Here is a 24172-nt window from a genome sequence, read left to right as displayed (position 1 = left end):
GCCATTAGGCTAGCCCCACACTTACGCCCGGTTTAACGCCATGCGCCTGACACAGGATGATCGCGGCCGCCAATTCGTGATCCGCGACTTTTCCGATTCTCACGTGACGGTCAACGACCAGGAGCTTCGGCAGACCTTTCTGCTGACACCCGAATCGCTGGACCCCGATGTGTCGGTGGACGATCTGGACGCCCTGTCGGAACAGGGTGAATCCCTGCTGCTGCGCGACGACCCGGAAGTGATCATCATCGGCACCGGCAACCGCACCCGCATGGGTCCGCCTGCTCTTTCGGCCGCCCTGATGCGCCGCGGGGTGGGCATCGAGTACATGGACACGGCGGCGGCCCTGCGCACCTATACCGTGCTCGCCTCGGAGCTGCGACGGGTGAGCCTGCTGGTGCTCTTCTGACGTACTCCCCGACTTCTTTTCCACGTTCGTCTACACAAAGATCCCCGAATGACTGAAACCCTGATCCCCGGCAAGGAAGCGCCGCTCGAAGACACCATCGCCCGCGTCCAGAACCGACTGACCGAACTCGGCTTCGACATCGAGCCCAGCCTGTGGCGCAACCCCCTCCCCAACTGCTGGTCGGTGCACATCAAGGATCGAGGATGCCCCGCACTGTTCACCAACGGCAAGGGCGCGACCCGCGAGGCGGCGTTGGCCTCCGCGCTGGGCGAGTTCGTCGAACGGCTGGCCTCGCAATACTTTTTTGCCGACTTCCACTGGCATCACGAGCTCGCCAGCGTCGATGGTGGCACCCTGCACGATCCGACCGAGCGCTGGTTTACCCTCGAACGCCCGGGCGAACGCCCTGACGGGTTGCTCGACGACCGACTGTGGAGCTTCTACGGAGGCGACACGCTCGAGTCCACCGCCGACTGGGCGGATCTCAACAGTGGCGAGACCGACCGGATCTGCGCCCTGCCCTTCGTGCGCCAACGCGACGGGGCCACGATCTACTTCCCGGTCAATGTCGTCGGCAATCTCTACGTCTCCAACGGACTCTCGGCCGGCAACACGCTGGCCGAAACCCACACCCAGGGTCTTTCGGAAGTCTTCGAACGCTCGGTCAAGGAACAGATCATCACCGAGGGCATCGCCCTGCCGGAGATCCCGACCGAGGTCATGGAACGCTTCCCGGCCAGCCTTGCCTCCCTCGAAGCGCTGAACGAGTCGGGTTTCGCGGCGCGTGCCTTCGATGCCTCGCTGGGCGGGCGATTCCCGGTGATCTGCGTGCTGCTCTACGACCCGCAGACCGGTGGCGTGTTCGCGTCCTTTGGCGCCCACCCGCGCTTCGACGTCGCGCTCGAGCGCACGCTCACCGAGCTGGTCCAGGGCCGCGATCTCGACGACCTGCACGCCTTCCCGGCACCGACGGCCGACCAGGAGCTCGCCGCCGATCCGGACAACATTGAGCTGCACTTCATCGACTCCTCCGGCATCCTGCCGTGGCAGATGCTGCGCGACGAGCCGGACTATCCGTTCACCCCGTGGGGCATGGACGCAGCGGACGTCGCCGACATGACCCGTCACGAACAAAACGTGGAATACGAAAAGGCGCTGATCGCCACGTTCCACGAGCTGGGCCATGACGTCTACATCGCCGATTTCGGGCACCTGGGACTGCCGGCCTGCCGGATCCTGGTGCCGGATGTCTCCGAGATCTACCCGGTCGAGGAACTGATCGAGCGAAACAACAACCAGGGCCTGAGGCTGTTGCCCTTCTTCCAACGGCTCGACCGACTCACTCCCGATGAAAGCGGGGCGTTTGCCGAGGCCATCGCCGACCTTGCCCTCGATCCGCTCACCCCGGTGAGCGACGTCATCGGCCTGTGCGCTGGACCGGAATCCGTCTGGGCCGGCACCCGCATCGGCGAGATCGAGGTGCTGGCCCGCCTGCATGCCGACTCGATCAACCCACGGGAGCCCGAGGAAATCGGCATGGATATCGACTGGCTCGCCAGTGTCCCGCCGCTGCCCCAACAACGGCAGCAGCGCTACCGGGCAGCCCAGGTGCTGTGGCAACTGCAACAGGAGGCGGGCCTGACGGCGCAAGCGACCCGCCAGTCGCTTGCCGCCCTGTTCCCGGGTGACCTGGTCGAGGAAGCCGGTCAGGTACTGGCCGGGCAATGGGGCTATCATCCGCTGACGGCTCTGGAACCGGGCTTTCGCAACGAACCCCGCCACACGGCACTGATCGAGGCCTACCGGCGCGCCTATCAGGCAAAACTGGATCGAAGCAACTGAGCAGGGAGCACGGAACGCGCATGGATGCCACTATCTGCCCGAGCATCATCGATCGCACCGGTTCGGTCGTGGTCGGCCAGCGCCCGGCCATTCGAAAGGCACTGACCTGCATCCTCGCTGGCGGTCACCTGTTGATCGAGGACCTGCCGGGGCTGGGCAAGACCACCCTCGCCCACACGCTGGCCCAGGTGCTCGGCCTGTCGTTCAAGCGACTGCAGTTCACCGCCGACATGCTGCCGGCGGACGTGGTGGGCAGCTCGATCTTCCAGCCCGGCGGCACGGGCGCCCCCTCGGGTTTTCGTTTCATGCCCGGGCCGGTCTTCACCCAGATGCTGCTGGCCGACGAGATCAACCGCGCCCCGCCCAAGGTACAGAGCGCGCTGCTCGAAGCCATGGAAGAACGCCAGGTCTCAGTCGACGGCAAGCGCTACCCGTTGCCGGCGGTTTTCTTTGTGATCGCCACTCAGAACCCGCTCGACCAGGCGGGCACCTACCCCCTGCCCGAATCCCAACTCGATCGGTTCGCCATGGTGATCCGTCTGGGCTACCCGGATGCAGATACCGAGCGCGAGATGCTGCTTTCCGGTGGAGGACGCGCGCACCTGGCCGAGGTCGAACCGATCGTCGATGCCGAGGGACTGCAACGACTGCGGGCGGAGACGGCCCGCGTGCATGTCGCCACGCGGATTGCCGGCTACGTCCAGTCGCTGCTGGCGGCCAGCCGCGAGGCGCCGGAGTTCCGCGTGGGGCTCTCGCCACGGGCGGGTCTGATGTTGCTGAATCTGGCCCGTGCCTGGGCCTTGATCGATCAGCGAGATCACGTCCTCCCCGACGATGTCCAGGCGGTGTTGCCGGACCTGGTCAACCACCGCGTCGGTCTGGACGGGCACGACGGCCGTGATGCCGCCGATCTGCTGCTGGAACGCGTGCCAACGCCGTAGACCGTTCGTTCCTTGTGTCCCAGCAAACGCTCTCATCTCTGCAGATCCGTCCGCGCCGTTTCGGACTGGGCCTGGCGGTCATTACGGTTGCCATGCTGCTCGCGGCGATCAACTACGGCAACAACCTGATCTTCCTGATCGCCTTCATGATGATCGCGCTGATGATCAACAGCGCCTGGCAGGGGTGGCGCGCCCTGTCCGCAGTGCAAGCGCGCGTCATCCCACCCGGCATGCGCCCGGCCGGTGAACCAGGCTCGCTGTCCGTCGAGTTCACTAGCCAGGCACCCCTGCCGCCTTTGCGGGTCGACGCCGGCCTTGAGGAAATCGCCGCCCATACCGCCCTTTCCCCGCCGGGAGCCACGATCGTTGCAATAACCCTCCCCGGCGAACCGCGGGGCTACCTGCCTCTCCCGGAAATGACCCTCGAGACGCCCTATCCGCTCGGGCTCTGGACCGTCCGGCGGCGGTTCTCTCCGGGAATCGGCCAGTGGGTTCATCCTGCCCCGATCGAAGGTATCGACCGGGCCCAATGGACAGAAAACGACGAATCAGGGGACCAGGCGAGCCTGGAGGGCGACCCGACGCGCCTGCGCAGCTATCACCCCGGCGATCCGATTCGCCATATCGTCTTCCGTCACTACGCCAAGACCGGCCAACTGTTGACCCGTCACCCGGAGGCGGACAGCGAACACCCCAACCCCGAACTCGTCGATTACGAAACATTCGCCGGGCCACGCGAAACACGGCTTTCGGCCATGACCGCGCGCCTGATGGACCTCAATCGTGATCAACGGCCGTGGGTGCTGCGCCTGCCCGGGGAGGACGATCTCGCCGCATCGGCGACATCGAACCTCGCCCAGTGCTACCAGACCGCATTGCAGCGATTGGCGCGGTTTGGTCGTGAGCGCGATGACCAGGGCTTCGACCATGTGGCCCCTGGGGAGATCGACTGATGGCGGTGGCGCGGCTCGATCCGCTGCTCTGGCTGGTGCTGGTCGGCTCGATCGGTCTGTTGTTGCCACATTTGCCGTGGGCGGTGCTGCCGATCGTCGTCGCGGCATTCGCCTGGCGGCGCATGCATGAAGTCAGCGGCCTGGCCTTGCCGCCGCGCTGGCTGTTGCTGCTCCTTGCCGCGGCGAGCACCGCAATGGTCGTCCTGCATTTTCATGCGCTGTGGGGCCGCGATGCCGGGGTGGCCCTGCTGGTCGTCGCCGCCGGCCTCAAGTTGTTGGAAACCCGCGAGGCGCGCGACCAGTACGGCGTTCTGCTGCTGGCGTTCTTCCTGCTGATCAGCGTGCTGCTGTTCGACCAGGCGATCGTGATTTTCTCCCTGGTCATGGTCCTGTTCTGGCTGCTGGTGGGCGCCTGGATGGGGATCAGCCAGCCGGCCGGTCCGACGGGACACCACCTCGGCCAACGCCTGCGAGAGGCCGCGCGACTGCTGCTGCTCGGCCTGCCATTCACCCTGATCCTCTTTGCCCTGTTCCCCCGCCCACCTGGTGCCCTTTGGGGCGTTCAACAGCCGGGTGGTCAGGCGCAGACCGGGTTGTCCGAACAGATGCGTCCCGGGCAATTCGACCAACTCGCCGAAGATCCGAGCCCCGCGTTCCGGGTACGTTTCGACGACACCCCGATCCCGCCGGTAGATCGCTACTGGCGCGTGTTCGTGATGAGCGGCTTTGCCGAAGACGATCCGGAGAGCTGGACCGCCGACCCGGTGGCCGGTACGCCGCGCCTGGAAACACTGGACGACTCGCGACTGACCTACCAGATCACCCTGGAGCCGACCGACGCCCGTCAATTGCCCAGCCTTGTCGCCGCGATCGACACACCCGCCAGGAGCCGGGTCGACGGCAATCTCGTGGTGCAGCGCGAACGCCCGGTCGACGATCGGCTGCGGTATCGAATGACCTCGGCACTCGAATACCGACTCGACGTCGGTACCCTGCCCCGCTTTCGGCGCCAGCAATACCTCGCCCTGGGCGGCCTCAATCCCTTGCTCGCCGATCTGGCCCAAGACTGGCGCGATCAACCGCCTGCTCAACGCATCGAGCGGGCCCTGGCCTACTTCCGCGAACAACCCTTCGAGTACACCCGCTCGCCGGGGCGACGGGAGGGTGCGGATCGGGCCGATACCTTCCTGTTCGAGACGCAACGCGGTTACTGCGCGGACTATGCCGATGCGTTCGTGCGCCTGATGCGCGCCGCCGACGTGCCGGCCCGTGTGGTCACCGGTTACCAGGGCGGTGAATTCAACGGCGACTATCTCGTCATTCGCCAGTCCGATGCGCATGCCTGGGCGGAGGTGTGGACCGAGGCCGATGGCTGGCAACGCGTCGATCCCACGGCGGCGGTCGCGCCCGAACGCATCGAGGACGGTATCGCTCGATCGTCGGCCGATGATGCCAGCCTGCCAGATACCATTCGCCGTCAGGAAGGTTCGTTCGGTCGGCAAATGCGGTTACTGGCCGAGCAGATGGACAACCGCTGGAACCAATACGTGCTCGGCTATGACGGACGGCTGCAACAGGAATGGCTGGGCAAACTGGGGCTGGCGATGAACCATCCCGTCTGGTCGGCGCTGTGGGCCCTGGCCGTCGCGGTGCTGGCATGGTGGGGACTGCTCGTGCTTCTCGCCCGTCAGGAGCGGCGACGCCTGGCGGGCAGCGAGGCCGAATATCTCTGGACCCGACTCCAGGAGGATCTGGCACGGCTTGGCGTTCACCGAGGCAACCCGGAATCCGAGCGGGCGCTGCTTCGCCGTGCCGCAAACGCCCTTCCCTTCGCCGCCGAGGACCTGCGTCGAGTCGGGCAGTTACTGGAAGCGACCCGATACGCGCGCTCCCCGAGCCGACGTCAGTCGGCACTGCTGACGACGCGGTTGGCCAACCTGCATCGGCGACTGTTCTGGCGCGGCCGTTGGTCACGGCGGCGGCCAGGAAAACCATCCGGAGGGCACCAGGACTAGCACCTCGCCCAGCCTTAGTGTTATACAATAACAATTTGCCAGTCGATTCCCTCGGGAGTGCCGCTCATGATCCTTGACCGTTCGCCGCTTCCCCGCCTGCTTGCATCACGACTCGTCGCTACCGGTCTCGCCCTGGCCGGCATGTTCCTGTCCCTTAACGTCCAGGCGGCCGCCCTGAACGTGGCCGTTTCCATCCCGCCACAGGCACATTTCGTCGAGACCATCGGCGGTGAACATGTCGACGTGCAGGTCATGGTCCCGGCCAACGCCGAGCCGGTCACCTACGAGCCGACGCCACGACAGATGACGGCCCTGTCCCGCGCCGAGCTGTACTTCTCCATTGGCGTACCCTTCGAAAAGGGTTGGCTGCCACGATTCCGTTCCGCCAACCCCGAGATGACCGTCGTCGACACCGTCGCGACCATCCAGCGCCGGGCGATGGTCGCCCATTCGGGACACGATCATGACGAACACGATCACCATGCCCCCGATGAGACTGTCCGTGATCCGCACGTCTGGCTGTCCCCACCCCTGGTGCGCCTGCAAGCCGAAACGATTCGCGATGCGCTAATCAAGGCCGCACCCGAGCGATCTGCCGACTTCCATCGCGGATTTCGCCAACTGGCCGAACAGATCAATCGCCTGGACAATGCCATTCTCGACGCCCTGAGCGGTATTGATCCGGACGCGCGCCGCTTCCTGGTGTTCCACCCGGCCTTCGGCTATTTCGGCGCGAGCTATGGACTCGAGCAGATGCCCATCGAGATCGAGGGCAAGGAACCTGGTCCGCGGGAACTGGCGCGCATCATCGAGGAGGCGCGCGACCATCGCATTCGGGTAATCTTCATCGAACCCCAGTTCGCCCAGGGTGCGGCCCGTACCATTGCACGGGAGATCGGCGGCGAGGTATTGACACTCGACCCGCTGGCGCGGGACTGGCCTGCCGGCATGCGGGCGATTGCCGCGACGCTTGTCGAGGCGCTCGCACCGTCAACGCCGGCGACCGATACCAACCACGAAGACGAGCACTGATCCTCCCCATGACGGCATCCGATCCCGATTCCGCCGCGATCGTCCTGGAAAACGTGAGTTTCCATTTCGATCGCGAGCCCATCCTCGAAGCGATCGATCTGGTGATTCCACACGGGGCATTCACCGTGATCGTGGGGCCCAACGGGGGCGGCAAGACGACCCTGCTCCACCTGATCCTCGGCCTTTACCGGCCGGATGCCGGCTCGGTGCGGGTGTTCGGCGACAAGCCCGGCCGGCACCCGGAGCGAATCGGCTACGTCCCGCAGCACGGCAACCTCGCGCCGGGTTTCCCCGCCACCGTGGAACAGGTTGTCCTGATGGGTCTGCCGCACGGCCGGCGCCACGGGCCAGGATTTCACACCGATGAGCGCGACTGCGCGCGGCAGGCGCTGGAACGGACCGGCATCCTGGAACTGGCTGAACGGCCCTTCGGTTCACTCTCGGGCGGACAGCGGCAACGGGTATTGATCGCGCGCGCCCTGATTACCGAGCCCGAACTCTTGCTGCTCGACGAGCCGTTTTCCAATATCGACCCTTACGGCCGCGCCTGCATTCACGAAACCCTCGAAGACCTCGGCGGCACGCTCACCCGGGTGATGGTTAGCCATGACCTCGGCATCACCCGGCAGGCCGTCTCGCAGGTACTCGCAGTCAACCGTTGGCTGGTCAGCGGCGAAGGGCCGGCCATCACCGAGGAGATGCTGGGACTGATGTACGGCCAGCACGGCGCGGATTGCCCGATGGGACACGCCGCCTTGAACTCGCACCTGCCCTCCCAGCCGACATCCGCCAGTCACGGAAGAGACACGCAATGAGCCTGATGGAACTGCTTGGGCAAGGCTTCGTCCAGCATGCGCTGATTGCCGCGGTTCTGGTCAGCATTGCGGCCGGCATCGTCGGTGCACTGGTGGTGGTCAACCGGCTGGTATTCATGACCGGCGGTATCGCCCACACCGCCTATGGCGGCGTAGGCACCGCCATCTTCCTCGGCCTGCCGGTACTGCCGGTCACCGGGCTGTTCACCGCGGGTGCGGCGCTCTTGCTGGGCGCACTCACACGGCGGCGGCGGGAGCGCACCGACACCTTGATCGGGGTGATCTGGGCGGCGGGCATGGCCTTCGGCCTGATCCTGGTAGAACTCACGCCGGGCTATCAGGCGGGGCTGATGACCTACCTGTTCGGCTCGATCCTCACCGTCGCCACCGTCGACCTCTGGCTGATGGCCGGCATCGATGCCGTGATCCTGGGCCTGGCGCTCTACTACTACCGCGACCTACTCTCGTTCTCCTTCGACCCCGTCTATGCCCGCACGCGCGGCATTCCCGTTACCGGGCTTTACTTCATGCTGCTGCTACTGGTCGCCGAAACCGTGGTCATGATGATCCAGGTGGTCGGACTGCTGCTGGTGATTGCCCTTCTGACCCTGCCCCCCTACCTGGCGCAGCGCTATACGCACACGCTCGGCGGGATGATGGTGCTCTCGGCGGTCTTCAGTCTCTTGTTCTGCCTGGCCGGCCTGTATGCCAGTTATTGGTTCGATGTCGGCTCGGGGCCTGCAATCATCGCGACGGCCTGTGTGATTTACCTTGTCGTCGTGGGCATCGAGCGACTTGCCCACGCCGGACGACGCTGACATGAGTACGACATCCCCAGGATTCGAGACCCGGCTGCTTCTTGAGAAATACCAGGTTGTTGTCTACCTCATCGCCGTGGCTGCGGGAGTAGGCATCGGCCTGACAAACCCACCCACGGGAGACTGGCTCGACTGGCTGATCTGGCCGCTGTTAACCGCCTTGCTTTACGTCACCTTTACCCAGACCCACCTGGGAGCCATCGGCCAGGCGTTCGGCGATCGCCGGTTTCTGACCGTGATGCTGGCGGTCAACTTCCTGCTGGTGCCGTTGCTCGTCTGGGGCCTGACACGGGTGTTCGTCGATGACCCCGTGCTCGCCCTCGGCGTATTCCTGGTCCTGCTGGTGCCCTGCACCGACTGGTTCATCAGCTTCTCGCAACTGGGCCGGGCCGACGTGCCGCGCGCGATCGCCGCCACCCCGTTGCTGCTGCTCGCCCAGATCCTGCTCCTGCCCGTCTACCTGTGGGCGTTTACCGCAAGCGACATCCGGGCCGACCTACCGATCGGCAGCATGATCGGCGCGTTCGTCTTGATCATCCTCCTTCCCCTACTGGCGGGCTGGCTCACCGACATCGGCGAACGACGCCGCCCGACCGGGCCGCGCTGGACCGAGCGGCTCGCCTGGCTGCCGGTGCCGCTGCTGGCCGTGGTGCTTCTCGTGATCATGGTCGGCCACGCCCCGCGGCTAACGGGCGAGCTCGCCATGCTCTGGCCGGTCGCGCTCGTCTTCGTGCTCTATGTTCTGATCGTGCCCTGGATCGCCGAGATGGCCGGACGGTTGGCAAACCTGCCGGTTCACGCACGGCGCACCGTCGCCTTCAGCGCCGGCAGTCGAAACTCCTTCATGGTCCTGCCGATTGCCCTCGCCCTGCCGGGATTCCTGCAACCCGCCGTGACCGTGATCATCCTGCAGTCGCTGATCGAACTGGTCGGGCTGATCGCCTATACCCGGGTCATCCCCAGTGTCATTCGCTGAGATTCGCCCGCTCGACGGTGCGCGCGGAATTACCGGGCGCCGCCACGGTCGAACCCTATCGATCCGAAAATTGAAGGGAGCCGCGCTTGAAACGATTGATCCACTCGCTGCTTGTCGTCGGCCTCGCTGCCGGTATCCACACGACCGCCATGGCCGATGGCACGGCCGTGTTTCAGACCGCCGATGCGTCCATGCCGTCGCTGACGTTCAGTTGGCAAACCCCCGAACGCAGTCGCCTGGACACACCCAACGAAACCGCCCATGTGCTGGCCATCGACGGCAAGGCTTGGGGCGTGGCGAAGGTCGCCGGGCATCCGGTAACAATGGATCTCGATCAACTCGCCACACTGCTGGGGCAGCAAAATGCCCTCTCGAGGCTCGGTCCGGACGCGGTCGTGCCCAGCCAGATCACGTCACTGGAACCGACCGGGCAACGCGAGACGATCGCCGGGGTCGACGGCGAACGCTACCGGGTAAGTTGGGTAGACAGTGAAGGACAGGCTCGCATCGATGAGGCCGTGCTGACGGAGGACCCGCTGGTCAAGGAAATGCAACTCGCCCTGTTGGGCGGCATGACCCGGGCGATTGCCCGTGGCACGGGCGTGACTGGCCATGAGGCCGCGGAACAGGAGCTCAAGCGTCGCGGCCTGGCCGTGCTGCGCTTCGGTGACGACTTCCGCCTCGAGTCCATTTCGGATGCCCGCCAGCCCGATGAGAGATTCGCCATGCCAAGCAAACCGGTCGACCTGCAACAGATCATGCGTGGGGTAATGGGTAACTGACGGAAGGTTATCGGCGCCCGAGCCTCAACAAGGCGACACATGGCCGGCATTCAGTCGGTGTCTGAATGGCCCGGCGTGGCGATCCGGGCGGCGACCGCGTGGTGGGCTCGCCGCGCAATCTCGCTGCGGGTGTCGTCCGACTTTGGATAGATCGGCTCGAGCACGTCGATGTGCGCCTCGAGCCCCTCGGAGGAAAGCACCCGCCACAACGATGGCCAGAGCTTTTCGTTGCCGATAAACGCCGGCGCCGTGGTGCGCTGCCCTTCGGAGTCGAAATAACGCAAGGCGATCGGCACCACCGGACGTTCCATCTGCACGGCGGGTCCGAGCAACCGGGCGTGGAATCGGCGCACCATGTGTCCGTCAGTGGTGGTGCCTTCGGCAAACACCACGATCTGCCGACCATGCTGAAGGCCGCTTGCCACCGCCTCGCTGGCCGCTTCGCTCCCCCGACCACGCTCGATGAACTCCGTGCCGCTGAGCTTGGCCAGCCGACCGATCACCGGCCAGCGACGAATCTCGCTCTTGGCAAGAAACACCGTTCCGTCGCAGAGCCCGCCCAGCAATGGAATATCCAGCCAGCTGACGTGATTGGGGAGCCACAAACTTCCCCCAGGTGGCAAGTCGGACAGCCTGTCCAGCCCATGGACGCGCACCTGCACCCCGAGCAACGGTGCGGCCCCACCCAGCCAGGCCCTTGCCTGCTCGAGACGAACCGCTTCGTCCAACTGGGCAAATCGCCGGGTCCGCCACAGTCCCTTGACGAAGTAGCGCGCCAAACGCACACCGCGAGTCAGTCCACGCAGGGCGCATCGCATGCCGACGTCAGTGCCCCCGCGCGGCGGTTTCGGCCCGGGCAACGGCCGCAACGGCCGCCTGCGCGTACTGGGCCCCGGATACAAAGGTCAGGATGGCGGCGATCATCAGCAGCCAGTAGCCGATGAGGTAGACATCGATCACGCCGAACAGGGGGAAGTAGTAGAGCAGGAACAGGATGGCGAACATCTGTGCCGTCGTCTTGAGCTTGCCCAGAGACGACACCTTGACCGCCGCACTGATGCCGCGACTGGCCATCCACTCACGCAGGGCCGAGACGAAGACCTCGCGGCCGATGATCACCGCCGTGGCAATCACGATCGGCAGATCGCCGTCACTGAACACCAGTAGGACCAGCGCCACGGTCACGATCAGCTTGTCCGCCACCGGATCGAGAAAGGCACCGAAGGCCGATTGCTGGTTCCAGCGACGGGCCAGATAGCCGTCGAGAAAGTCGGTCAGCGAGGCCAGACCGAAGATCCAGGCTGACGCCGGACGCGCGAACTCGGCAGGAGTGAACAGGAACACCACCACCATCAACGGGATGGCGGCGATTCGCAGCCAGGTAAGCGTCATCGGCAGATTCATGCGATTGCCTCCCGGCGCGGTGGCCAGGTCGCGATGACCTCATTCGATTCCGGGGTGAAACGCTCCAGGGTCAGACCGTCACCCTCAAGCGAGACCAGCCAGCCCGCCTCGCCCCAATCCCCGGTCACCACCCGTGGCCGACCATCGCCAAGACGATGGATCGCGGGGCGATGGGTATGCCCGTGGATCAGTCCATCGGTACCGGTCCGCTCGAGTATCTCGTCGACCGCCGCGGCGTTCACGTCCATGATGTCCTCCGGCTTGCTCGACGAGGCCGTGCGGCTCTTGTTGCGCAGGTCCTCGGCAATCGCGATGCGCTCGGGCAAAGATCGGGAGAGGAAATCACGCACGAAGGCCGGATCACGCAACTGGGCGCGCATGGCCTGGTAAGCGGCATCATCGATGCAGAGCTCGTCACCGTGGGTGAGCAACCAGCGACGCCCGCCCTGCTCGAGCACCGTCTGATCGGGCAGTTGCGTCGCGCCAATCCGCTCGAGCAACTGGCGGCCGACCAGGAAATCCCGGTTGCCCGGCTGGAAGTACACCGCGGCCGTCAGATCGGCAAAGCGCTCGAGCCGCTCGGCAATCTCGGGGGCAATGGGCTGATCGTCACCGATCCAGTAATCGAACAGATCACCGAGCAGATAGACCGCCTCGGCATGCTCGGCACGTTCGAGAAAGGTGTCGAGCAGCACCAGCGTGTGAGGCTCGGGTTTCGCCAGGTGCAGGTCAGCGATGATCAGCGTTTCGGCCATGACCGGGCACGTCTCCCAGAGTGGTCAGTCGAGTGGTGTCAGTCGGGTCGAGTCGATCAGTCGATGCGCTCGGCCTTGTCGATCAGCACGTCATCGACCGGCACATCCTGGTGACGGTAGCGCGAACCGGTCTGCAGCGTAGCCATCTTGTCGACCACCTCCATGCCGTCGATTACTTCGCCGAACACGGCATAACCCCAACCCTGCGGGGTCTCGGAGGAGAAATCCAGGAAGGCGTTGTCAGCCAGGTTGATGAAGAACTGGCTGGTGGCCGAATTCGGATCCGGGGTGCGCGCCATCGACAGCGTGCCGCGCTTGTTCTTCAGGCCGTTGTTGGCCTCGTTTTCGATCGGTGCGCGAGTGGGCTTTTGCTCCATCTCCGGCGTCAGACCGCCACCCTGGACGACGAAGCCCGGAATCACGCGGTGGAAGGTCGTGCCCGCGAAATGGCCCGAGTCGACATAGGCAAGGATGTTTTCCACCGTCTTGGGAGCCTTGTCGTCATACAGGCCGATCGTGATGTCGCCTAGCCGTGTGGAGAAGCGGATCTTGCTCTTGATGTCACTCATGCGTTTTATCTCGTCTGTCGGGGCCGTTAAACTAACGCCTTTCCCGAAAGCCTGGCTTTCAGAAAACACGCCATTTCCAATGCAGAACAGTCTAACGACCTTCGACCCGGAATCGTAGCCAACATGCTCACAATCTATGACAGCGCCGCCCGCGCCAAGCGCGAGTTCACCCCGATCCGTCCCGGCCACGTCGGGATCTACGTATGCGGGATGACGGTCTACGATCGCTGCCACATCGGTCATGCCCGGGTGCTGGTCGTCTTCGACATGGTGGTGCGCTACCTCAAGGAACGCGGTTTCGACGTCAACTACGTCCGCAACATCACCGACATCGACGACAAGATCATCGCCCGCGCCGCCGAGAACGCCGAGTCCATCGAATCGCTGACCAACCGTTTCATCGAGCTGATGCATCGCGACGCCGAGGCGCTGGGCTGCCTGCCGCCGACCTCGCAGCCGCGCGCGACCGAGAACGTCGACGAGATGATCGCGATGATCACGACGCTGATCGACCGTGGCAACGCCTACCGCGCCGACAACGGTGACGTCTATTTCGACGTCTCGACCTTCGATCGCTACGGCTCGCTTTCCGGACGCGACCCGGAGGACCTGCGCGCCGGATCCCGCGTGGCCGTCGACGAGGCCAAGGACGATCCGCTCGACTTCGTACTGTGGAAGCACGCCAAGGCCGGCGAGCCGCAATGGGACGCACCCTTCGGGCCGGGCCGGCCCGGCTGGCACATCGAATGCTCAGCAATGTCCACCGAGGCGCTGGGCACCACCTTCGACATCCACGGGGGTGGTCACGACCTGATGTTCCCGCACCACGAGAACGAGATCGCGCAGAGCGAATGCGCCACTGGCTGCCACTTCGTCAACTACTGGATGCACAACGGTTTCGTGCGGGTCGACGACGAGAAGATGTCCAAGTCGCTGGGCAACTTCTTTACCATCGAGGAAGTGACCCAGCGCTATCACCCCGAGGTGGTGCGCCTGTTCATCCTCTCGAGCCACTACCGCAGCCCGCTCAACTACTCGGACCAGCACCTGGACGCCGCCCAGGCCAGCCTGTCGCGCTGGTACAGCGCGCTGAAGAAGGTGCCGGCCAATGCCGAGCCGATCGCCGAGGTCATGGATGCCTTCCATGACGCCATGGACGACGATTTCAACACCCCCAAGGCCATCGCCCTGATCCACGAGCAATTGAGCCTGGTGCACAAGATCGGCGAATCCGACAAGGAAGCCGCCGCCCCGCACGCGGCCACCATCAATGCCATGGGCGCGATCCTCAACCTGGGTCAACTCGACCCGGATGTCTTCCTCCACTGGAGTGCCGAAGGCGATCGCGAGGACACCCTCGACGATGCCGACATCAACCAGTTGATCGCTCAACGCGCCGAGGCCCGCGCCTCACGCAACTTCGAGGAATCCGATCGTATCCGCGACCTGTTGCTCGACAATGGCATCACCCTCGAGGACGGACCGCAGGGCACTACCTGGCGCCGCCAATAAGTCATTGCCGAACGCGCACCAACGGGAAGCACTTGTGTTTTCCCGATTGATCAATAGCTTGAACATACCTTTTCATCCACGGCTGCCACTCGCGGCGGCCGCTGTCAGCGAGCATCCATGAGCACACCGAACATCATCCGTCCCGAAGGCTGGCTGTATCACCTGTCGCACACCGACCTTGACGGCTATGGCGCGCAGTACATGGTCGATCAGACCGACCAGCGCTGTCATTTCTTCAATGCCGATTACCGTGACATCAACAACGCCATCGACGACATCGTCGCTCGCATCATCAAGGCCGGCGAGCCGGCGGGTCTGCTGATCACCGACCTCAACCTGACACTCGATCAGGCCAAGGCCCTCGACAAGCGCATCGGCAAGATGAAGGTGCCGGTCGAGCTGCAGTTGCTTGATCACCACGCCACCGGCGCCGACTGCGCCGAGGCTTATCCCTGGTACCACCTCGACACCGACCGCTGCGCGAGCCTGCTGACCTTCGAGGCGGTCGCCGACCAGCTGGACGAGACCAAGCGGGAACTGATGCGCCAGCGGGCCGAGTTCATTGACGTCGGCGATCGCTGGCTGCGCGACCACGACGATTTCCGCCGGGCGATCTACCTGATCGGTCTGGTGATGCAGGACGATCACCTCGCCCCGCCCCTCAAGGACCTGAAGCGCGCCTACCGCTTCCACGTGATGGAGGCGTTCTTCCGTTCCCACGAGTCGGGCGAATCACTGGAGGCGTTCGAGCGCAATCTGTTCGAGGTGCGCAAGGCCTTTCTCAAGGGGCGGGTGGAAAAACGCATCTTCAACGACGAAAACCTGCCGCTCAACGACAAGTTCCACATGCTCTCGGCTTCGGTGTTGGATGAGGACTTCGTCCCGGTACTCGAAATCGAGGGTGTGCGTACGGGCGTGTTCTTCAACTGGCCGCACGACGTCTGGCGCGGCGTGATCATGGACATGATGGAAGTCCGAGGCCAGATCGACATGGCAATGGGCATACGCGGCAATGGCCGTCTTTCCCTGCGCGCCAATCCGGGCGTCAACGCTGGTGAAATTTCCGCACGGTACTTCGGTGGCGGCGGCCATCCCGGTGCGGCCGGTGGTGAGCTCAAGGACAACCGCCTGCGCGATCTGGCCCACGCGGTCAGCGCCATCCAGAAGACGCTCGCTGCCGGCGAGCGATGAGCACGCCGATCATCACCCGGCCCGGCTTTTTGGCCCTCGAGGCCGAGCTGGACCGTCTCTGGCGAGTCGAACGACGCGAGGTGGTCCAGGCGGTTTCCGAGGCCGCCGCGCTGGGTGACCGATCGGAGAACGCCGAGTACATCTACGGCAAGAAGCGCCTGCGCGAGATCGACCGGCGCATCCGCTACCTGCAAAAACGCCTGCCGAACCTCAAGGTCGTCGACCGGGCCCCGGATGACACCGACAAGGTGTACTTCGCGGCCTTCGTCGAGATGGAATGCGAGACCCAGTCCCTCGAACGCACCCTGCGCCTGGTCGGGCCCGACGAACTTGATCCCTCGCGCGGCTGGATTAGCATCGACTCCCCGGTGGCCCGAAAGCTGATCGGTCGCCGTCCCGGTGACGTCGTGAGGCTGCCCGCCGGCGAGGACAAGGGCCACCTGCCCTGGGAAATCGTCGACATCCGCTACGACTGAGTCCCTATCCCACACTGCATGCAAGCGGTCATCCGGTCGCGCGGCAATGGGAATGGCCATTGGTAATTCCAACCGGATTTCCCTAGGCTTGAATCCCTCGACGGCACCGGTGAGATGCGGCCGGTCGCCAATTCCCCCATCGCCATCATTGCCGGCTACCGGCCGCCCACCCACTCGTTGAGCTAATGGCCACCATGCACGATCTCGACTACCTGAGACTGCTTCAGGCCGCTGTGGAACAGTCGTTTGACGCCGTGGTGATTACCACGGCCCAACTCGATCGCCCCGGCCCGCAGATCGTCTATGCCAACCCGGCCTTCCTGTCGATGACCGGCTATCCGCTTGAGGAGGTCCTCGGCGAGACGCCACGCCTGTTCCAGGGCAAGGCCACCAACCGTCCGATGCTCGACCGGCTGCGGACCACGTTGGCGGCCGGAGAACGGTTCTCGGCGCGCAGCGTGAATTACCGCAAGGACGGCACCGCCTACGACGTCGAATGGAGCATTTCGCCGGTGCGCGACGAGGCCGGCACCGTAACCCACTTCGTTTCTGTCCAACGCGACATCAGCGTGGAAACCCGTGAGCACGAGCGCCGCCAGATGCTGGTCTACGCGCTGGATGCCAGCAGTGACAGCGTGGTAATCACCGATCGAGACAACCACATCCTCGACGTCAATCGCGCCTTCGAGGAACACACCGGCTACAGCCGTGAGGAAGTGCGTGGCAGGAATCCCCGCATGCTCCAGTCCGGCATGCATGACCGCAGCTTCTATCAACGCCTCTGGGACACCCTCGATCGCGGTGATGTCTTTCGTGACACCTTCATCGACAAGCAGAAGAACGGCCAGCTGCTCCACATGGAAGAGACCATCACGCCGGTCCGGGACGCACGTGGCGATCTGACCGGCTACGTGTCCATCGGCAAGGACATCACTGATCGCGTGCGTGCCGAGGATGAACTCAAGCGACTGGCGACCACCGACATGCTGACCGGCCTGATCAACCGGATGCATTTCGAAAAGATCCTTGCCCACGAACATGAGCGGGTGCAGCGCTACGGTCACCCGGCCGCGCTGATCATGATCGACATCGATCGCTTCAAGCAGATCAACGACCAGTTCGGTCATCCTTGCGGAGATGCCGTGTTGACGCGCTTCGCTCGCCTGGTCAGCGACCACATTCGCACCACGGACAGCTTCGCTCGCTGGGGCGGCGAGGAGTTCATGCTGATCACGCCCGACACCGACGAACACGCCGCGACGCTCCTGGCCGACAAACTGCGCTGCCGTGTCCATGACGCCGAATTCCCCGAAGTTGGCCGCGTTACGGCAAGTTTCGGCGTGGTGGCCCTGGAGCCTGACTCGACGCCGGAACAATCCGTGCAACTCGCCGACCAACGACTCTATCTCGCCAAGCAACAGGGGCGCGACCGGGTAGTCGGCCCGAGAAGTACCTGACGATTCCAGGAGACCTAGCCATGAATCCTTCCGCAACCGCTGCCTACCCCTCCCGCCTCGGCGAGCTCGAGACCGTCGAGCTGGTCTCTCCCCACGGGCGGGCCACGGTCTCCTGCTTCGGGGCAACCGTGGTCGATTACCGGGATAGCGACGGCAACGAGGTGCTGTGGTTGAGCCCGAGCTCCCGACTGGATGGCAGTCGCCCCGTCCGCGGCGGCATCCCGGTGTGCTGGCCCTGGTTTGGCGCCCACCCCAGCGATTCGTCGTTGAGTGCCCACGGTTTCGTCCGACACATGACCTGGCAGGTCGAACGCTTGAGCCACGATGAAGACCAGGCCCTCGCGGTATTCACCATCAGCGATGACGAGACCACCCGGCGCATCTGGCCGCATGCCTTTAACCTGACACTCACGGTCATCCTCGACGACCGTCTGCATCTCGAACTGACTGCGGAAAACCGTAGCGATCAGGAATGGGCACTCTCCGAGGCACTGCACAGCTATTTCCGCGTTGAGGATGCTCGCGGCATTCGCGTCGACGGCCTGAAAGGCCTGACCTACTGGGACAAGCAGGAGGGCGGCACCCGCGGGATCCAGTCGGACCCGCTGCAGATTCACCCTCCAATCGACCGGGTGTACTTCCAACACCTGGGCGAGGCGGTAATAAACGGTCCGCGGCGACGCATTCATATCGAAAAGACCGGGAGCGCCAGCACCGTGGTCTGGAACCCCGGCCCCGACGGGGCGCGGAGCTTTGATGACATCCCCGATGAGGCCTGGTGCGAGATGCTTTGCGTGGAAACGGGCAACGCCATCGACAATCGCTACCCACTCCGCCCCGGCGAGCGCCACACACTCTCCACGACGATTCATACCGAGAAGACCACCGGCAACCCGTAATGCCGGCGCCCGAAGGGCGGCGCGCGTTCGAACGCGGCCTGTCCCGGGTTGAGCCGCTGGACTCCACCCTCCCTACCTGACAGATAAGGCAAGCGCGACCAACGCGATAGGGTCATTTATCGACGGTGCCCTGCGCCTCGCTCGATGTCCCATTAGCGGCGAGACGGGGCTGCTTTCGGGACGCATCGAGGATGCCCGCAGGCCGTTTTTGCCCCGCAAAACCGCAATAGTTGCGATCCTAGCGCCAGGATTCGAACTGTTTAGGCTACTCGAAGCAAAAAACTTTCAGCGGTCAAACGAGGCTAAATGTGCGCTACGTCGGGGAAAACGTCGCCTTTATCGCCATGCGTCGCTCTCCCCGCGCTTGAGACAGCATCACGAATCGCATTTTTTGCGAAAAAACTATGGTTTGTTGAGGCGAACGCGGGATAATGCGTTCCGGGAAAACGAAAGAACGCTTTCCCGAGAGGAATCGGATAAGGACTCCTCAATTGCACCAGGCTCGAACCCCGCAGGACCACAGATTGAATTTTCCAGTTTGTATTACCCCGCTACGATTTGCAGTTCTCTGACGCTTTTGCAGTCCTTCAGCATCCCCTCGTTTTCATTCAAATATATGCACATGCATAGCATCAGAGGTATCCATCATGGCTACAGGCACCGTTAAGTGGTTTAGTGACGAAAAAGGCTTTGGCTTCATCGCTCCTTCCGACGGCTCCAAGGACGTTTTCGTCCATCACAGCGCCATTCAGGGCGGCGGCTTCAAGTCGCTGGCCGAAGGCCAGACCGTCACCTTCGAAGTCGAGCAAGGCCAGAAGGGTCCGGCCGCGGTAAACGTCCAGATCTAATCTGGACCCAACCCGGTCGATAGCAAAACCCCGCCTCGTGCGGGGTTTTTTCGTTGTCAGGTGCAAAACATTTCCGGTGCGCCCACCGTAGCCAACCGCTTGCCGGTACGATACTGGCCATGATTCGTCCCGTCCCCCTTATCGTCCTCGCCCAACTGTTTGGCACGTCGCTCTGGTTCAGTGCCAACGGGGTTGGCGATGCGCTGATGCGCGACTGGGCTCTTTCACCGGCGGACCTCGGCATGCTCACCGCCGCGGTGCAGTTGGGCTTTATCCTGGGCACCCTGTTGTTCGCCGTCTCCGGACTGGCTGACCGATTCGCCGCAAGCCGGGTATTCCTGGTCTCGGCAATCACGGGCGCCATTGCCAATCTCGCGCTGGCCTGGCTTGCGCAGGACTTGGCGGCGGCAACGCTCTACCGGTTTCTCACCGGATTCGCCCTGGCCGGCATCTATCCGGTGGGCATGAAGCTGATCGTCAGCTGGGCGCCGAAGCGTCGCGGCGAGGCTCTGGCCTGGCTGGTCGGCATGCTGACGCTGGGAACGGCCACACCGCATCTTCTACAAGGTTTAAGCCTGGGGCTGGCCTGGCCGTGGGTGATCACGTTTGCCTCGGGCCTGGCGTTGCTGGGCGGCATGGTGATCGCATGGCTCGGCGACGGGCCGCATCTCAAGCGCTCAACGCGGTTGCAATGGGGTGGCGTCTTCCGGGCCTTCGGCCAACCGGGATTCCGCGCCGCGGCACTGGGCTATTTCGGCCACATGTGGGAGCTTTACGCCTTCTGGGTACTCGTCCCCCTATTTATTGGAGGGCTTTACCCGGAAGGCTCGACAACGACGCTCTCCCTGCTCGCCTTTGCGGTGATCGGAATCGGTGCCATCGGCTGCGTCGCGGCGGGCCGCCTCAGCCGCCACCTCGGTAGCGCCCGGGTTGCCGTGGCTGCGCTCACCATCTCCGGCGGGCTCTGCCTGTTCTATCCCTGGCTCGCCGAACTTTCGGCTGGCCTGGCCCTGGTGGCCTTGTTGATCTGGGGTGTTGCAGTAATTGCCGACTCGGCCCAGTTCTCGGCGCTTGCCAGCCGCCATGCCCCGGCCGATGGGGTTGCTAGCGCGCTTGCGATCATGAACAGCATCGGTTTTGGCTTGAGTGCCCTGGCCATCCCGATCACCACCAGTCTTTGGCAAGACCTCGGCGCGCACGTGAGCTGGCTGCTATTGCCCGGCGCCGTTGTGGGCGTGGTAGCAATGCGCCCCTTACTCGGTGCTCGATCGCCTGCCAAAACCCGGGCGTCATAACAACGCCCACACGATTACTCCGACACTGGCCCCGGTCAGCGCAAAGGCAAACAGCGCGATCAAGCCGTCACGCGCGATTAATGCAAGACCGAAAAGGGTGAGGGTCAGCCCGGCGGCGTTGGCCGAAAACGGGATGAACTCCATGAGCGGCATCATCAGGGAAACGAGCATGGCCAAAAGGGCCACCCCGTAACTCGCCCCACCATTGACGAGAAACATCAACCGAGGACGCAGAAAGCGATCCGTGAATCGTGCCGTGGGCATCATCCAGACCACCACCTTGTGCAGGGTCTGTCGGCGGATCTGGCGTTCAAGCAAAAACGACGGCAGCCAGAAATGATCACGCCCCAGCATCAACTGCAGGGCAATGAGGAACACGAAAATACCGATCAGTGTCGGCACGCCGGGTATGTCGCCGATCAGCGGCGCGACCGTGATCAGGCCGGCCAGGAGAAGCATTGGCCCGAACGAGCGTCGGCCCACGATGTCCAGTACGCGCCCCAGCCGAATCGAACCACCATCCTCACGGATATTGGCCAACAACTGCAGCAGCTCGACGAGCCCCTCGGGCTCCTTGGCCACGACATCCGTGGCATCTGATTCGTGCTGAGATGAATTGGACATTGCTGCCACCTACCTTTGAACCACGTCGGTACCTATCCCGGCCCCTGAAATGGGGGTCTCCCCGAACCAGGAACCTTAGACGGCCTGGCTGCCGATCGTACCGGCAAGACGCAGCGCCAGCGGGCATTTGTTGTAAACTTGAACCCATCTTTTCACCCGGGGCCCTGCCCCGGGTTTGCCATTGGCGCGGCATTCTCTCCGACCCGACAAACGGGCTTTGGTTTCGCCGAGACAGCCACCTGCGGATCCCGAGGTTGACCATCCATGATCTTCCGCTTTCCCATCGTCATTATCGACGAGGACTTTCGCTCCGAAAACGTTTCCGGCCTGGGCATTCGCGCGCTCGCCGAGGCGATCCGTGCCGAGGGCGAGGAGGTACTGGGGGTCACCAGCTACGTGGACCTGGCCGCCTTCGCGCAGCAGCAGGCACGGGTGTCGGCCTTCGTCATCTCCATCGATGACGAGGAATTCCACGGCGGCAACGCATCGGTGGATGAATCGCTGGAGGTCATCGTCCAGCTGCGCAACTTCATCCAGGAGATTCGCTTTCGCAACGCCGACATCCCAATCTTCCTATACGGTGAAACGCGGACCAGCCGGCACTTGCCCAACGACGTGCTCAAGGAGCTTCACGGCTTCATCCACATGTTCGAGGACACGCCCGAGTTCGTCGCTCGCCACGTCATCCGCGAGGCGCGCAGTTATCTCAACTCGCTCGCCCCGCCCTTCTTTCGCGCACTGACCGGCTACGCTGCCGACGGCTCGTACTCCTGGCACTGCCCGGGGCATTCCGGCGGAGTGGCCTTCCTAAAAAGCCCGGTCGGTCAGATGTTCCACCAGTTCTTTGGTGAGAACCTGCTGCGTGCCGATGTCTGCAACGCCGTCGAGGAATTGGGCCAGCTGCTCGATCATACCGGCCCGGTCGCCGCCTCCGAGCGCAATGCCGCGCGTATCTTCAATGCCGACCATCTCTTTTTCGTCACCAACGGCACCTCGACCTCCAACCGCATGGTCTGGAACTCGAACGTCGCGCCGGGTGACGTGGTGGTGGTCGATCGCAACTGTCACAAGTCGATCCTGCACTCGATCATTCTCACCGGCGCCATCCCGGTCTTCCTGATGCCAACGCGCAACCACTACGGCATCATCGGCCCGATCCCGCGCCGGGAGTTCTCCAAGGAGAACATCAAGAAGAAAATCGCCGAACACCCGTTCGCCGGCAAGGCCGAAGATCAGCAGCCCAAGATCCTGACCATCACCCAGTCGACCTATGACGGCATTCTCTACAACGTCGAGGAGATCAAGGACGAGCTCGACGGGTTCGTCGAGGTCCTGCACTTCGACGAGGCCTGGCTGCCGCACGCCGCCTTCCACGACTTCTACGGCGACTACCACGCCATCGGTGCCGACCGGCGTCGCTGCGAGGACTCGGTGATCTACTCCACCCAGTCGACCCACAAGCTGCTAGCGGGACTGTCACAGGCCTCCCAGGTGCTGGTGCAGGACTGCAAGCAGGAGCGCTTCGACCAAGACGTCTTCAACGAGGCCTACCTGATGCACTCCTCGACCTCGCCGCAGTACGCGATCATCGCCTCCTGCGACGTGGCCGCCTCGATGATGGAGCCGCCGGGCGGTACCGCGCTGGTCGAGGAATCCATATTCGAGGCGATGGACTTCCGCCGGGCCATGCAGAAGGTGGATGCCGAGTACGGCGACGATTGGTGGTTCAAGGTCTGGGGCCCGGACTCGATTCCAGAAGAAGGCATCGGCACGCGCGATGACTGGATGCTGCACGAGGACGACCGATGGCACGGCTTCGGCCAGGTGCCGACCGGCTTCAACATGCTCGACCCGATCAAGGCGACCATCATCACGCCGGGGCTGGACGTGGACGGCGATTTCCACGACTGGGGCATCCCGGCGGCAATCGTCACCCGCTATCTGGCCGAGCATGGCGTGGTGGTCGAGAAGGCCGGTCTCTACAGCTTCTTCATCATGTTCACCATCGGCATCACCAAGGGCCGCTGGAACACCCTGCTGACCGCGTTGCAGCAGTTCAAGGACGAGTACCAGCGCAACCAGCCCCTGTGGCGCATCATGCCCGAGTTCGTCAACAAGCATCCGCGCTATGAACGGGTGGGTCTGCGTGATCTGTGCGAAAAGCTCCACGCGGTCTACCGGGAGCACGATGTCGCCAAGTTGACCACCGAGATGTATCTCTCGGATATCCAGCCGGCCATGCGCCCGGCGGATGCCTGGTCGAAGATGGCGAGAAAGCAGATCGACCGTGTGCCGATCGATGAACTCGAGGGACGGGTCACCGCGTCACTGGTGACGCCCTACCCGCCGGGGATTCCCCTCCTGGTCCCGGGCGAGCGCTTCAATGCCCGCATCGTGGAGTACTTGAAGTTCGTTCGCCACTTCAACAAACAGGTACCGGGGTTTGAAACCGATGTGCACGGTCTCGTGGCCGAGGAAACGGAAGAGGGCCTTCGCTACTTTATCGACTGCGTTAGAACCGACTGACTGAGACATGTGGCACGCCTTATTCACGTCGCC

23 protein-coding genes are annotated in these 24172 nt (G+C 63.8%); 18 read left to right on the top strand and 5 right to left on the bottom strand.

The window, feature by feature from the left end; genetic code table 11:
• Positions 1-40 precede the first annotated feature (40 nt).
• From VWP12_RS07945 to VWP12_RS07900, 10 genes are all read left to right on the top strand, one after another.
• Positions 41-409 carry an Mth938-like domain-containing protein gene (locus tag VWP12_RS07945; RefSeq protein WP_410473688.1) on the top strand — a complete coding sequence of 123 codons (369 nt, stop codon included), beginning with the start codon at positions 41-43 and terminating at the stop codon, positions 407-409.
• 48 nt (positions 410-457) lie between these two features.
• On the top strand, positions 458-2251 hold the full coding sequence (locus VWP12_RS07940; protein ID WP_410473687.1) for a YcaO-like family protein: 1794 nt from the start codon (positions 458-460) through the stop codon (positions 2249-2251).
• Between the two features lie 20 nt (positions 2252-2271).
• Positions 2272-3192, top strand: coding sequence for an AAA family ATPase (locus tag VWP12_RS07935; RefSeq protein ID WP_410473686.1), 921 nt, complete (start codon positions 2272-2274; stop codon positions 3190-3192).
• A 14-nt stretch (positions 3193-3206) separates the two neighbouring features.
• Complete coding sequence (locus tag VWP12_RS07930) at positions 3207-4145, top strand: DUF58 domain-containing protein (RefSeq protein WP_410473685.1); 939 nt, start codon at positions 3207-3209, stop codon at positions 4143-4145.
• The gene (locus tag VWP12_RS07925) at positions 4145-6160 is read left to right on the top strand and encodes a DUF3488 and DUF4129 domain-containing transglutaminase family protein (protein ID WP_410473684.1); all 2016 of its coding nucleotides are present in this window, start codon (positions 4145-4147) and stop codon (positions 6158-6160) included. The genes VWP12_RS07930 and VWP12_RS07925 overlap by 1 nt, the downstream gene beginning before the upstream one ends.
• Before the next feature lie 66 nt (positions 6161-6226).
• Positions 6227-7192, top strand: a complete 966-nt coding sequence (locus VWP12_RS07920; protein WP_410473683.1) for a metal ABC transporter solute-binding protein, Zn/Mn family — start codon at positions 6227-6229, stop codon at positions 7190-7192.
• A gap of 8 nt (positions 7193-7200) precedes the next feature.
• The gene (locus VWP12_RS07915) at positions 7201-8007 is read left to right on the top strand and encodes a metal ABC transporter ATP-binding protein (RefSeq protein ID WP_410473682.1); all 807 of its coding nucleotides are present in this window, start codon (positions 7201-7203) and stop codon (positions 8005-8007) included.
• Positions 8004-8825 (top strand): metal ABC transporter permease, encoded by an 822-nt coding sequence (locus VWP12_RS07910; RefSeq protein WP_125199653.1) that lies wholly within the window; start codon positions 8004-8006, stop codon positions 8823-8825. Before VWP12_RS07915 ends, VWP12_RS07910 begins: the two co-directional genes overlap by 4 nt.
• 1 nt (position 8826) lies before the next feature.
• A complete protein-coding gene (locus tag VWP12_RS07905; RefSeq protein ID WP_410473681.1) occupies positions 8827-9801 on the top strand; it encodes an arsenic resistance protein in 975 nt (324 codons plus the stop codon).
• Positions 9802-9887: 86 nt separating this feature from the next.
• Entirely contained in the window at positions 9888-10583 is a 696-nt protein-coding gene (locus VWP12_RS07900) for a hypothetical protein (RefSeq protein WP_125199655.1), read from the top strand.
• Positions 10584-10633: 50 nt separating this feature from the next.
• On the opposite strand, the gene VWP12_RS07895 is transcribed toward VWP12_RS07900, so the two are convergent.
• Genes VWP12_RS07895 through VWP12_RS07880 form a run of 4 tightly spaced genes read right to left on the bottom strand, consistent with a single transcriptional unit; the run spans position 10634 to position 13311 of the window.
• Positions 10634-11401 carry a lysophospholipid acyltransferase family protein gene (locus VWP12_RS07895; RefSeq protein WP_125199656.1) on the bottom strand — a complete coding sequence of 256 codons (768 nt, stop codon included), beginning with the start codon at positions 11399-11401 and terminating at the stop codon, positions 10634-10636.
• 7 nt (positions 11402-11408) lie between these two features.
• Positions 11409-11987, bottom strand: a complete 579-nt coding sequence (pgsA, locus tag VWP12_RS07890) for a CDP-diacylglycerol--glycerol-3-phosphate 3-phosphatidyltransferase (RefSeq protein ID WP_125199657.1) — start codon at positions 11985-11987, stop codon at positions 11409-11411.
• Complete coding sequence (locus VWP12_RS07885; protein WP_410473680.1) at positions 11984-12742, bottom strand: UDP-2,3-diacylglucosamine diphosphatase; 759 nt, start codon at positions 12740-12742, stop codon at positions 11984-11986. The genes pgsA and VWP12_RS07885 overlap by 4 nt, the downstream gene beginning before the upstream one ends.
• A 56-nt stretch (positions 12743-12798) precedes the next feature.
• Positions 12799-13311, bottom strand: coding sequence for a peptidylprolyl isomerase (locus VWP12_RS07880; protein ID WP_410473679.1), 513 nt, complete (start codon positions 13309-13311; stop codon positions 12799-12801).
• Between the two features lie 123 nt (positions 13312-13434).
• Between VWP12_RS07880 and cysS the strand changes: the two genes are divergently transcribed.
• The 7 genes from cysS to VWP12_RS07845 all read left to right on the top strand — a co-directional run bounded on the left by cysS (position 13435) and on the right by VWP12_RS07845 (position 20989).
• Entirely contained in the window at positions 13435-14823 is a 1389-nt protein-coding gene (gene cysS / locus VWP12_RS07875) for a cysteine--tRNA ligase (protein WP_125198621.1), read from the top strand.
• A 117-nt stretch (positions 14824-14940) separates the two neighbouring features.
• Positions 14941-16014 (top strand): DHHA1 domain-containing protein, encoded by a 1074-nt coding sequence (locus tag VWP12_RS07870; protein WP_410473678.1) that lies wholly within the window; start codon positions 14941-14943, stop codon positions 16012-16014.
• A complete protein-coding gene (gene greB, locus VWP12_RS07865) occupies positions 16011-16490 on the top strand; it encodes a transcription elongation factor GreB (RefSeq protein ID WP_410473677.1) in 480 nt (159 codons plus the stop codon). Before VWP12_RS07870 ends, greB begins: the two co-directional genes overlap by 4 nt.
• Before the next feature lie 185 nt (positions 16491-16675).
• Positions 16676-17947: a diguanylate cyclase gene (locus VWP12_RS07860; protein ID WP_410473676.1), complete on the top strand. Its 1272-nt coding sequence runs from the start codon at positions 16676-16678 to the stop codon at positions 17945-17947.
• 20 nt (positions 17948-17967) lie between these two features.
• Positions 17968-18846, top strand: a complete 879-nt coding sequence (locus tag VWP12_RS07855) for a D-hexose-6-phosphate mutarotase (RefSeq protein ID WP_410473675.1) — start codon at positions 17968-17970, stop codon at positions 18844-18846.
• Between the two features lie 647 nt (positions 18847-19493).
• Positions 19494-19694 carry a cold-shock protein gene (locus VWP12_RS07850; RefSeq protein ID WP_125198616.1) on the top strand — a complete coding sequence of 67 codons (201 nt, stop codon included), beginning with the start codon at positions 19494-19496 and terminating at the stop codon, positions 19692-19694.
• Positions 19695-19813: 119 nt separating this feature from the next.
• A complete protein-coding gene (locus tag VWP12_RS07845; RefSeq protein WP_410473674.1) occupies positions 19814-20989 on the top strand; it encodes an MFS transporter in 1176 nt (391 codons plus the stop codon).
• Here VWP12_RS07845 and VWP12_RS07840 read toward each other — a convergent pair.
• Positions 20984-21613, bottom strand: coding sequence for an exopolysaccharide biosynthesis protein (locus VWP12_RS07840; protein WP_410473673.1), 630 nt, complete (start codon positions 21611-21613; stop codon positions 20984-20986). The genes VWP12_RS07845 and VWP12_RS07840 overlap by 6 nt on opposite strands.
• Positions 21614-21877: 264 nt before the next feature.
• On the opposite strand from VWP12_RS07840, the gene VWP12_RS07835 reads away from it, so the two are divergent.
• Positions 21878-24139, top strand: a complete 2262-nt coding sequence (locus VWP12_RS07835) for an Orn/Lys/Arg decarboxylase N-terminal domain-containing protein (protein ID WP_410473672.1) — start codon at positions 21878-21880, stop codon at positions 24137-24139.
• Positions 24140-24172: the final 33 nt, after the last annotated feature.

Origin of the sequence: Guyparkeria sp. TX1, from assembly GCF_046523965.1 — a bacterium.
In the GTDB taxonomy this organism is placed as follows: Bacteria; Pseudomonadota; Gammaproteobacteria; order Halothiobacillales; family Halothiobacillaceae; genus Guyparkeria.
Note: the sequence above shows the minus strand (reverse complement) of the source record. Positions and strands in the feature narration are given on the sequence as shown.

Coding starts and splice junctions, on each gene's coding strand:
- VWP12_RS07880 (WP_410473679.1), bottom strand. CDS start 13,311: ATGAGTGACATCAAGAGCAAGATCCGCTTCTCCACACGGCTAGGCGAC.
- cysS (WP_125198621.1), top strand. CDS start 13,435: ATGCTCACAATCTATGACAGCGCCGCCCGCGCCAAGCGCGAGTTCACC.
- VWP12_RS07860 (WP_410473676.1), top strand. CDS start 16,676: ATGGCCACCATGCACGATCTCGACTACCTGAGACTGCTTCAGGCCGCT.
- VWP12_RS07935 (WP_410473686.1), top strand. CDS start 2,272: ATGGATGCCACTATCTGCCCGAGCATCATCGATCGCACCGGTTCGGTC.
- greB (WP_410473677.1), top strand. CDS start 16,011: ATGAGCACGCCGATCATCACCCGGCCCGGCTTTTTGGCCCTCGAGGCC.
- VWP12_RS07910 (WP_125199653.1), top strand. CDS start 8,004: ATGAGCCTGATGGAACTGCTTGGGCAAGGCTTCGTCCAGCATGCGCTG.
- VWP12_RS07940 (WP_410473687.1), top strand. CDS start 458: ATGACTGAAACCCTGATCCCCGGCAAGGAAGCGCCGCTCGAAGACACC.
- VWP12_RS07915 (WP_410473682.1), top strand. CDS start 7,201: ATGACGGCATCCGATCCCGATTCCGCCGCGATCGTCCTGGAAAACGTG.
- VWP12_RS07850 (WP_125198616.1), top strand. CDS start 19,494: ATGGCTACAGGCACCGTTAAGTGGTTTAGTGACGAAAAAGGCTTTGGC.
- VWP12_RS07905 (WP_410473681.1), top strand. CDS start 8,827: ATGAGTACGACATCCCCAGGATTCGAGACCCGGCTGCTTCTTGAGAAA.
- VWP12_RS07840 (WP_410473673.1), bottom strand. CDS start 21,613: ATGTCCAATTCATCTCAGCACGAATCAGATGCCACGGATGTCGTGGCC.
- VWP12_RS07845 (WP_410473674.1), top strand. CDS start 19,814: ATGATTCGTCCCGTCCCCCTTATCGTCCTCGCCCAACTGTTTGGCACG.
- VWP12_RS07855 (WP_410473675.1), top strand. CDS start 17,968: ATGAATCCTTCCGCAACCGCTGCCTACCCCTCCCGCCTCGGCGAGCTC.
- VWP12_RS07895 (WP_125199656.1), bottom strand. CDS start 11,401: ATGCGATGCGCCCTGCGTGGACTGACTCGCGGTGTGCGTTTGGCGCGC.
- VWP12_RS07945 (WP_410473688.1), top strand. CDS start 41: ATGCGCCTGACACAGGATGATCGCGGCCGCCAATTCGTGATCCGCGAC.
- VWP12_RS07885 (WP_410473680.1), bottom strand. CDS start 12,742: ATGGCCGAAACGCTGATCATCGCTGACCTGCACCTGGCGAAACCCGAG.
- VWP12_RS07835 (WP_410473672.1), top strand. CDS start 21,878: ATGATCTTCCGCTTTCCCATCGTCATTATCGACGAGGACTTTCGCTCC.
- pgsA (WP_125199657.1), bottom strand. CDS start 11,987: ATGAATCTGCCGATGACGCTTACCTGGCTGCGAATCGCCGCCATCCCG.
- VWP12_RS07920 (WP_410473683.1), top strand. CDS start 6,227: ATGATCCTTGACCGTTCGCCGCTTCCCCGCCTGCTTGCATCACGACTC.
- VWP12_RS07870 (WP_410473678.1), top strand. CDS start 14,941: ATGAGCACACCGAACATCATCCGTCCCGAAGGCTGGCTGTATCACCTG.
- VWP12_RS07925 (WP_410473684.1), top strand. CDS start 4,145: ATGGCGGTGGCGCGGCTCGATCCGCTGCTCTGGCTGGTGCTGGTCGGC.